General features: G+C 74.4%; 9 protein-coding genes. 5 read left to right on the top strand and 4 right to left on the bottom strand.

The genetic code is table 11. The features are described 5' to 3' along the window. Window positions 1-99 precede the first annotated feature (99 nt). Complete coding sequence (locus EAD96_RS30760; protein ID WP_121686696.1) at window positions 100-858, bottom strand: methyltransferase domain-containing protein; 759 nt, start codon at window positions 856-858, stop codon at window positions 100-102. A gap of 45 nt (window positions 859-903) precedes the next feature. Between EAD96_RS30760 and EAD96_RS30755 the strand changes: the two genes are divergently transcribed. From EAD96_RS30755 to disA, 4 genes are all read left to right on the top strand, one after another. Further along, window positions 904-1,734, top strand: coding sequence for a UbiA family prenyltransferase (locus tag EAD96_RS30755; protein ID WP_121686695.1), 831 nt, complete (start codon window positions 904-906; stop codon window positions 1,732-1,734). Window positions 1,735-1,875: 141 nt separating this feature from the next. Continuing rightward, window positions 1,876-2,628 carry a hypothetical protein gene (locus EAD96_RS30750; RefSeq protein WP_121686699.1) on the top strand — a complete coding sequence of 251 codons (753 nt, stop codon included), beginning with the start codon at window positions 1,876-1,878 and terminating at the stop codon, window positions 2,626-2,628. Between the two features lie 103 nt (window positions 2,629-2,731). After that, window positions 2,732-4,180, top strand: a complete 1,449-nt coding sequence (gene radA, locus EAD96_RS30745) for a DNA repair protein RadA (RefSeq protein ID WP_199733348.1) — start codon at window positions 2,732-2,734, stop codon at window positions 4,178-4,180. A 129-nt stretch (window positions 4,181-4,309) separates the two neighbouring features. Next, window positions 4,310-5,500: a DNA integrity scanning diadenylate cyclase DisA gene (disA, locus tag EAD96_RS30740; protein ID WP_121686698.1), complete on the top strand. Its 1,191-nt coding sequence runs from the start codon at window positions 4,310-4,312 to the stop codon at window positions 5,498-5,500. Window positions 5,501-5,508: 8 nt separating this feature from the next. Here disA and EAD96_RS30735 read toward each other — a convergent pair whose 3' ends face one another. The 3 genes from EAD96_RS30735 to EAD96_RS30725 form a co-directional block, all read right to left on the bottom strand. After that, window positions 5,509-6,276: a hypothetical protein gene (locus EAD96_RS30735; RefSeq protein ID WP_121686693.1), complete on the bottom strand. Its 768-nt coding sequence runs from the start codon at window positions 6,274-6,276 to the stop codon at window positions 5,509-5,511. Window positions 6,277-6,381: 105 nt separating this feature from the next. After that, complete coding sequence (locus EAD96_RS30730) at window positions 6,382-6,945, bottom strand: peptide deformylase (RefSeq protein ID WP_091047297.1); 564 nt, start codon at window positions 6,943-6,945, stop codon at window positions 6,382-6,384. After that, window positions 6,942-7,454 carry a glycine cleavage system protein R gene (locus EAD96_RS30725; RefSeq protein WP_120572813.1) on the bottom strand — a complete coding sequence of 171 codons (513 nt, stop codon included), beginning with the start codon at window positions 7,452-7,454 and terminating at the stop codon, window positions 6,942-6,944. Before EAD96_RS30725 ends, EAD96_RS30730 begins: the two co-directional genes overlap by 4 nt. 96 nt (window positions 7,455-7,550) lie before the next feature. Between EAD96_RS30725 and EAD96_RS30720 the strand changes: the two genes are divergently transcribed. Then, a partial coding sequence (locus EAD96_RS30720) for an A/G-specific adenine glycosylase (RefSeq protein ID WP_121686697.1) occupies window positions 7,551-8,147 on the top strand: 597 nt, incomplete at its 3' end.

Below are 8,147 nucleotides of genomic sequence, written 5' to 3'. Positions count from 1 at the left end.
GCTCTACAACCGACCGCTGAAGTCGACGCCGGTGTCGGTGCTGCCCTACGCGGTCTCGTTCGGCGCGCTGCCCGCGTTCGTGGTGCTCGCGCTGCCCGGCTACCCGCCCCGGCGCCCCCAGCCCTGGTACAGCACCGCAGTCGACCGGGTCGGCACGATGCGGGGTTCGGTCCGGTCCGGACGGTCGGCGCCGCCGCGCACGCGGCGCAGCAGCCAGGCCAGCGTGCCGCCCAGCTGCGGGCGAACCCCGCGCACCGTCAGCGACACGCCGTGCCGGGCGCACTCGGCGACCAGCGCGCGGGCGTCGACGAACAACCGTGGATCGTGGATGCCGCGCGGCACGGTGGGCAGCCGTTCGCCCAGCTCCACCGCGACCAGCCGGGCCAGCAGCGTGTCGTTGAGCGTGTCCAGCACCAGCAGGCCGCCCGGGCGCAGCAGCCGGCACGCCTCGGCGACCGCCCGCCGCCAGTCCGGCACGTGTTCCAGCAGCTCACCGGCGGAGACCACCGCCGCGCAGCCGTCGGCCAGCGGCACCGCCGTCGCGTCGGCCTGGACCACAGTCACGCCGTGCGCGGCGGCCTGGTCGAGCGCGGAGCGGGTCAGATCCACCCCGACGTGGCGGTAGCCCTTGCCGGCCAGGTGCGGCGCCAGCAGCCCGGCGCCGCAGCCCAGGTCGACGAGCAGATCGTCCGGCGTGGACGCGGCCGGCACCAGCGCCGCCCGGGCCCGGGCCAGCCAGTGCAGCATCGCGAACGCGCCGTCCGGCCGCCACCACTCACCGGCCAGGTCGTCGTACTGCCGCGGGTCGTTCGGCGGCAGCACCCGGTACGGAGTGGACACCGGCGACGCGTCGGGCATGCGTCGAGCGTGGCACGACTGCCCGGTAACGACCAGACTTCCCTTATGTCGACACGGGTGTTAGGGCTGGTCAGGGCGAGCCATCCGGAACCCGCGGCGGCGGTCACAGTCGTCGCCGCGCTGCTCGCCGCCGGCGTCGGGCACTCCGCGGCAGGCGTGGTGGCGGTGGCGCTGACGGTGCTGGCCAGCCAGCTCGCGGTCGGGTGGAGCAACGACCTGATCGACGCCGACCGGGACGCGGCGGTGGTGCGTACCGACAAACCGGTGACCACCGGCGAGGTCACCCGGCCGACGCTGGCCCGGGCCACCGCGGTGGCCGCCGTCGCCGTGCCGGTGCTGGCGCTGGCCGGCGGCCCGGCCGCGGCGGCCTGCGCCACGCTGGGCCTGGTCTCCGCGCTGCTCTACAACCGACCGCTGAAGTCGACGCCGGTGTCGGTGCTGCCCTACGCGGTCTCGTTCGGCGCGCTGCCCGCGTTCGTGGTGCTCGCGCTGCCCGGCTCGCCGGTGCCCCCGGCCTGGCTGGTGGCCGCCGCCGCGCTGCTCGGCGCCGGCGCGCACTTCGCCAACGTGCTGCCGGACCTGGCCGACGACGCCCGGACCGGGGTGCGCGGCCTGCCGCACCGGTTCGGGCCGGTGGGCAGCCGGCTGGCCGCCGCCGGGCTGCTGCTCGCGGCCACCGTCGCGCTGGTCCTCGGCCCGCCCGGGCCGCCGTCGTGGACCGGCCTGTCGGCGGTGGCCGCCGCCGTCGCCGTGCCGGCGGTCGGCTGGTACGCGGGACGCGCGACCGCCGGACGCTCGGCGACCGCCTTCCGGGCGGTGCTGGTGGTGGCGCTCATCGATGTGGTGCTGCTGGTGACGAGCGGCCGGCTGGTCTGAGGAGTCCCCTCCGAGGTGGCATTGCCGGGTCCGCGTGCGGGCCTCGATCAGCTCCAACTACCCTGGAGCGCGGTCTGCGCGGGTATGGCCACCCCGTGCCCGGTGGTCGACCGGGCGGGGATCGTGACGAGGAGGACCGACGTGACGCGCTCGATCAGGGGTTCCCGGGGGCCGGCCCTGCTGCTGGCCGGCACGGCGGCGGCGGCGAGCCTGCTGCTGTCCGGGTGCGGCGCCGGGCAGATTTCCGAGACCGCCAACAAGATCCCGTCGGTACAGGGCGTGAACGTCCAGACCTCCGACAACCTGTACAAGGTGCGCGGGCTCTACGTGCAGTTCCCGGGCCCGAAGGGCTACGAGGCCGGGTCGAACGCGCCGGTCAACGTGGTGATCTACAACGACAGCGAGAAGCCGGTGACCGTGACGGTCACCACCGACAGCGCGCGGGAGATCGTGCTCACGGGTTCCGGCGCGGGCGAGAGCGGCGCCGCCACCCCGACCGGCTCGCCCACCGAGCCGGCGACCGCCTCGCCGACCGCCACCGACCCGAGCGCGTCGCCGAGCCAGTCGCTGGAGGTGACCGGGTCGCCGTCGGCCAGCCCGTCGCCGAGCGAGAGCGAGTCCGCGCCCGCCGGCCAGCCGGCCCGGATCGAGATCCCGGCGCTCAGCTACGCCCAGCTCAACGCCGGCAACCCGCGGTTCCTCCAGCTCGTCGGCCTGAACGAGAAGCTGCTCGTCGGCCAGCAGGTCAACCTGACCTTCGACTTCGGCGACGGCAAGGTCGTCAAGACCCCGGCGCCGATCGGCATCCCGCTGACCCCGGAGGCCACGCCGTCGAAGATCGTGAACCCGCGTGAGCACGCCGGTGAGGACGGCGGCGTCGAGGGCGGCCACTGACCTCTCCCTCCTTCCGTCGGCACCGCCGCCGTGGCCAGCGCCACGCCGGCGGTGCCGCCGTTTCGGGTGGGCTTTCGTCGTACGGGCCGGTTAGCGTCCGGTGGTGACCACGCCCCGATCGACCTCCCCCCGCGCCGGCGCCGGCCGCGGTCGCGCCGCCACCCGCGAACCCCGCCCGGCCTACGAGTGCGACGCCTGCGGCCACCAGCCCCCGAAGTGGGTGGGCCGGTGCCCCGAGTGCGGCGAGTGGGGTTCGGTGGTCGAGTGCACCGTCACCGGCCCGATGGTCTCCGGCCGGGTGGTCAGCTCGCGGATGCCGGCCGAGCCGGCCCGGCCGATCGCCACGATCAGCGCCGCGCCCGCCCGGGCCCGTCCCACCGGAGTCAGCGAGCTCGACCGGGTGCTCGGCGGCGGGCTGGTCCCCGGCGCTGTGGTGCTGCTCGCCGGTGAGCCCGGCGTGGGCAAGTCGACGCTCCTGCTCGACGTGGCCCAGCAGTGGGCGGCCGGAGCCGGCAGCCCGTCGCTGGTGGTCAGCGGTGAGGAGTCGGTCAGCCAGGTGCGGTTGCGCGCCGAGCGGATGGGCACCCTGCACGACCAGCTCTACCTGGCCGCCGAGAGCGACCTGTCGGCGGTGCTCGGCCACCTCGACGCGGTCAAGCCGGGGCTGCTGGTGCTCGACTCGGTGCAGACCATCTCGACCACCGGCACCGAGGGCGTGCCGGGCGGCGTCACCCAGGTCCGCGCGGTCACCGCCGCCCTCGTCGCGGTGGCCAAGGAGCGCGGCATCGCCACCGTGCTCGTCGGGCACGTCACCAAGGACGGCCAGGTGGCCGGCCCCCGGGTGCTGGAGCACCTGGTCGACGTGGTGCTGCACTTCGAGGGCGACAAGCACTCCTCGCTGCGCATGGTGCGCGGCGTGAAGAACCGGTTCGGCGCGGCCGACGAGGTGGGCTGCTTCGAGATGCACGAGGGCGGCATCAGCAGCCTGGCCGACCCGTCCGGCCTGTTCCTGACCCGCTACTCCGAACCGGTGCCGGGCACGTGCGTGACGGTGGCGATGGAGGGGCGCCGGGCGCTGGTGACCGAGGTGCAGGCGCTGATCGGGGCGACGGTGGCCGGTTCCCCCCGGCGTACCGTCTCCGGCCTCGACAGCGCCCGGCTCGCCATGGTCCTCGCGGTGCTCCAGCGCCGCACCGAGCGGCTCACCCTGCACGACCGGGAGGTCTTCGCCGCCACCGTCGGCGGCATCCGGGTGGTCGAGCCGGCGGCCGACCTGGCCGTGGCGCTCGCGGTCGCCTCCGGCGGGCTCAACCTGGCGCTCAACCCGCATCTGGTGGCCATCGGCGAGGTCGGGCTCACCGGCGAGGTCCGCCGCGTCGGCGCGGTGCCGCGGCGGCTGGCCGAGGCCGCCCGGCTCGGCTTCCGGCTGGCCCTCGTGCCGCCCGGGTGCGGGCCGGAGAGCAGCGGCGCCGGGCCGGAGAACATGCGGGTGATCGAGGTCACTGACGTGCGATCCGCCCTCCAGGCGGCCGCGCGCGCGTCGGCGGAGTGACACGGTGGGATCCGCCGGGCGTTTCCCGGCAGGCCACTCAGCCCGTGACGACCCGCCCGAGCCGGGCATCGTGACACATCACAGTAACCACGAGAGCACCCACCGCATGGCAGTCCGTAGACTGTGCCCGTGCCGATCGACCGCGATGCCACCAAGCCCGCAACGGCGACGCCGCACGCCCGTACCGGCGCCGTGAGCGCCAACCCCGCTCGTGCCATCAGCGTGAGCGTCAACGGAAGCGTCGGCGGCGGGGCCGGCGCCGATCCGCTGCGCGCCAACCTCGCCCTGATGGCTCCCGGCACCGCCCTGCGGGACGGCCTGGAGCGGATCCTGCGCGGCCGCACCGGCGCGCTGATCGTGCTCGGCTACGACAAGGTGGTCGAGCAGATCTGCACCGGCGGCTTCCCGATGGACGTGGAGTTCTCCGCCACCCGGGTCCGTGAGCTGTGCAAGATGGACGGCGCCGTGGTGCTCTCCAGCGACGGCACCCGCATCGTGCAGGCCGGCGTGCACCTGATGCCCGACCCGTCCATCCCCACCGAGGAGTCCGGCACCCGGCACCGCACCGCCGAGCGGGTGGCCCGGCAGACCGGCTATCCGGTCATCTCGGTCAGCCAGTCGATGCGGATCATCAGCCTCTACGTCAACGGCCAGCGGCACGTGCTCGACGACTCGGCGGCCATCCTGTCCCGCGCCAACCAGGCGCTCGCCACGCTGGAGCGCTACAAGCTCCGGCTGGACGAGGTCTCCGGCACGCTCTCCGCGCTGGAGATCGAGGATCTGGTCACCGTCCGCGACGCGGTGGCGGTGGTGCAGCGGCTGGAGATGGTCCGGCGGATCGCCGACGAGATCGCCGGTTACGTGGTGGAGCTGGGCACCGACGGTCGCCTGCTGGCCCTTCAGCTCGACGAGCTGATGGCCGGCGTGGACGCCGACCGCACCCTGGTCATCCGCGACTACCTGCCGACCGGCCGCAAGTCGCGCACGCTCGACGAGGCGCTCGTCGAACTCGACCTGCTCAGCGCCACCGAACTCATCGACCTCGTGGCCGTGGCCAAGGCGATCGGCTACCCGTCCGCCTCCGACGCGCTCGACGCGGCGGTCAGCCCGCGCGGGTTCCGCCTGCTGGCGAAGGTGCCCCGGCTGCCGGTCGCCGTGGTCGACCGGCTGGTGGTGCACTTCGGCAGCCTCCAGCGGCTGCTCGGCGCGACAGTGGAAGACCTCCAGGCGGTCGAGGGCGTGGGCGACGCCCGCGCCCGTGGCGTCCGCGAGGGCCTGTCCCGGCTCGCCGAGGCGAGCATCCTCGAACGGTACGTCTGACCGACCGCTCAGCCGGTGACGGTCAGCTTCACCGGCTCGCTGATCTTGGTGCCGACGCGCGCGAACACCTGGTACGCGCCGATCGCGGCGAAGTCACCGTTCGCCAGCCCGTTCGCGCACTTGTTGTCCAGCTTGCCGTTCCAGCCCAGCTCGTAGGAGCGCTCGAAGTTCGGCGTGAACGACTGCACGTCCGAGCCCTTGCCGGTGCCGCACGTGTCCGACGACCAGATCTTCTCCGCGCCCGACTTGACGTACAGCTCCTGGAGGTCGGCGCCGACGTCCCGGCTGCACGTACGGTTCGACACGTTCTTGACCTTGAGGCGCAGCGTGACCACCGTGCCCCGCTGGGCGGTCGGCGGCACCGCCACCGGCGTCACCAGCAGCTCGGAGTCGGTGCAGGTGCCGTCGTCGGAGACCGGCTGACCGGTCGCGCCGCCGTTGCCGCCCCCGTTGTTCGCGCCCCCGCCGGTGTTCCCGCCGTCGCCGGTGGTGCCGCCACCGGTGTTTCCGCCGCCGTTGTTCGCGCCACCGCCGCCGGCGTCACCCGCTGTCGGTGACGGGCTGCCCGACTGCGGGGTCAGCACCGAACCGGACGGGTCGGGCTGAGCCCCGGCCGAGCCGGTCGGGGACGGGTCCGTACCCGGCGCGCCGGTGTTGCGGTCCGTACCGGTGCAGGAATACAACAGGACAATCAGGAAGAGCAGCCCTGCTCCGAGCACGACGGCACGACGCCGCCAGTACACGGCAGGGGGCAGAGGGCCGACCGTCAGACGCATGATGCGCCTACCGTAGCCGCGCGGCGCACGGCTCGGTGGTCCGACGCGCCGGGAACCCGCCGCCGTACGGCCGCACCCGTCCACACAGGATTCCGAGCGCCACCGTCAGAGGTAGACCTTGCGCTGGTAGATCGCGTGCGCGCCCGCCACCCGGTCGAGGAACAGCAGCCCGGCACAGTGGTCGATCTCGTGCTGGAGCGCCCGCGCCTCGAAGCCGTCCGTCACCAGCCGCACCGGCTCGCCGCTGCCCGGAAGCGCGCCCTCGACCACGAGGCGGCTGGCCCGCTTCACGTCGCCGGTCAGGTCCGGCACCGACATGCAGCCCTCCCGCCCGGCCTTCCACCGGGACGCCTCCACCACGCGCGCGTTGCAGAGCACGAACGTGCCGTGCACGGTGACCGCCTTCGGATGCCCGGTCACGTCCACGGCGAACACCTGCGCGCTCACCCCGACCTGCGGTGCCGCCAAGCCCACGCAACCGGGCGAGACGCGCATCGTCGCCACCAGGTCCGCGGCGAGGCGCACCACCTCCGCCGACGTCGGGTCGACCTCCGGGCCGGGTCGGCTCAGCACCGGCTCCGGCGCGGTGACCACCGGACGTACCGCACCGGGGACGCCGAGCTTCTCCGGGGTCCAGCCGCCCAGGCCCGCGTACTCCGGCCCGGTCACAGCAGATCCGTGTCCGCCGGGCGGAGGCTGACCCCCACGCCCAGCTCCGCGGCCACGCGGGTGAGCCGGCCGGCCACCTCGTCCGACACACCGGGCGGCAACTCGACCTCGGCGACCACCACGTAGAGCGAACCGGTCAGCCGGGTGCTCAGGTCGGTCACGTTCCCGCCCGCGTCGGTCAGCACCCGGGTCATCGCCGCGACGATGCCCATCCGGTCGGCGCCGTGCACCGCCAGCACGTACGGCTCCCCGGTGGGCTCACTGCCGGTGTCGGGCGTGACCGCGCGTACGGTCGCCAGCAGGTGCCCGTCGGCGGCGAGCGGGGCCAGCGCGGCCTCGACGTCGGCGGCGGCCGGGCCCACGCAGATCAGCGTCATCGCGAAGTGTCCACGCAGCCGGGTCATCGTCGAGTCGGTGAGGTTCGCGCCGAGCCGGGCGAGAACCTCCGCGACGTCGGCCACGATGCCCGGCCGGTCCCGGCCGATGACGGTGATCGCGAGCTCGTTCATTCGGACATTCTGCCCCGTCGTCCATGATCGATCGCGCCCGGCCACCCCGCCCGCCCAACCTGCGGGAAAGACCGCCGTGACATGATCGGCGGCGCGATGTCCGATCCCACATTCGCCACCCAGGTCAGCCGGTGGTACGAGCGCAACGCCCGCGACCTGCCCTGGCGCAAGCCCGGCATCGGTGCCTGGGCGATCCTGGTCTCCGAGGTCATGCTCCAGCAGACCCCCGTGGTCCGGGTGGTGCCCGCTTGGGAAGCGTGGCTGGCCCGCTGGCCCGAGCCGCGCGCGCTCGCCGAGGACACCCCGGCCGAGGCGATCCGGATGTGGGGGCGGCTCGGCTACCCCCGCCGGGCGGTACGCCTGCGCGAGTGCGCGGTGGCGATCGTGGAGCGGCACGGCGGCGTGGTGCCGGACCGGCTCGACCAGTTGCTGGCGCTGCCGGGTGTCGGCACGTACACGGCCCGCGCGGTCGCCGCGTTCGCGTACGGGCAGCGGCACCCGGTGGTGGACACGAACGTCCGGCGCGTGGTGTGCCGGGCGATCGCCGGTGAGCCCGACGCCGGCCCCACCACCCGCCCGGCCGACCTGGTCGCCACCGAGGAACTGCTGCCTGTCGAACCGGCCGCCGCCGCGCTGGCCAGCGCCGCGTTCATGGAACTCGGCGCTGTCGTCTGCACCGCCCGCGCCCCGCGC

The organism is Micromonospora sp. BL1 (assembly GCF_003667485.1).
In the GTDB taxonomy this organism is placed as follows: Bacteria; Actinomycetota; Actinomycetes; order Mycobacteriales; family Micromonosporaceae; genus Micromonospora; species Micromonospora tulbaghiae.
Note: the sequence above shows the minus strand (reverse complement) of the source record. Positions and strands in the feature narration are given on the sequence as shown.

What these genes read in the sequence shown, in the direction of transcription:
- EAD96_RS30760 (WP_121686696.1), bottom strand. Translation starts at nt 858, where the DNA reads ATGCCCGACGCGTCGCCGGTGTCCACTCCGTACCGGGTGCTGCCGCCG.
- EAD96_RS30755 (WP_121686695.1), top strand. Translation starts at nt 904, where the DNA reads ATGTCGACACGGGTGTTAGGGCTGGTCAGGGCGAGCCATCCGGAACCC.
- EAD96_RS30735 (WP_121686693.1), bottom strand. Translation starts at nt 6,276, where the DNA reads ATGCGTCTGACGGTCGGCCCTCTGCCCCCTGCCGTGTACTGGCGGCGT.
- EAD96_RS30725 (WP_120572813.1), bottom strand. Translation starts at nt 7,454, where the DNA reads ATGAACGAGCTCGCGATCACCGTCATCGGCCGGGACCGGCCGGGCATC.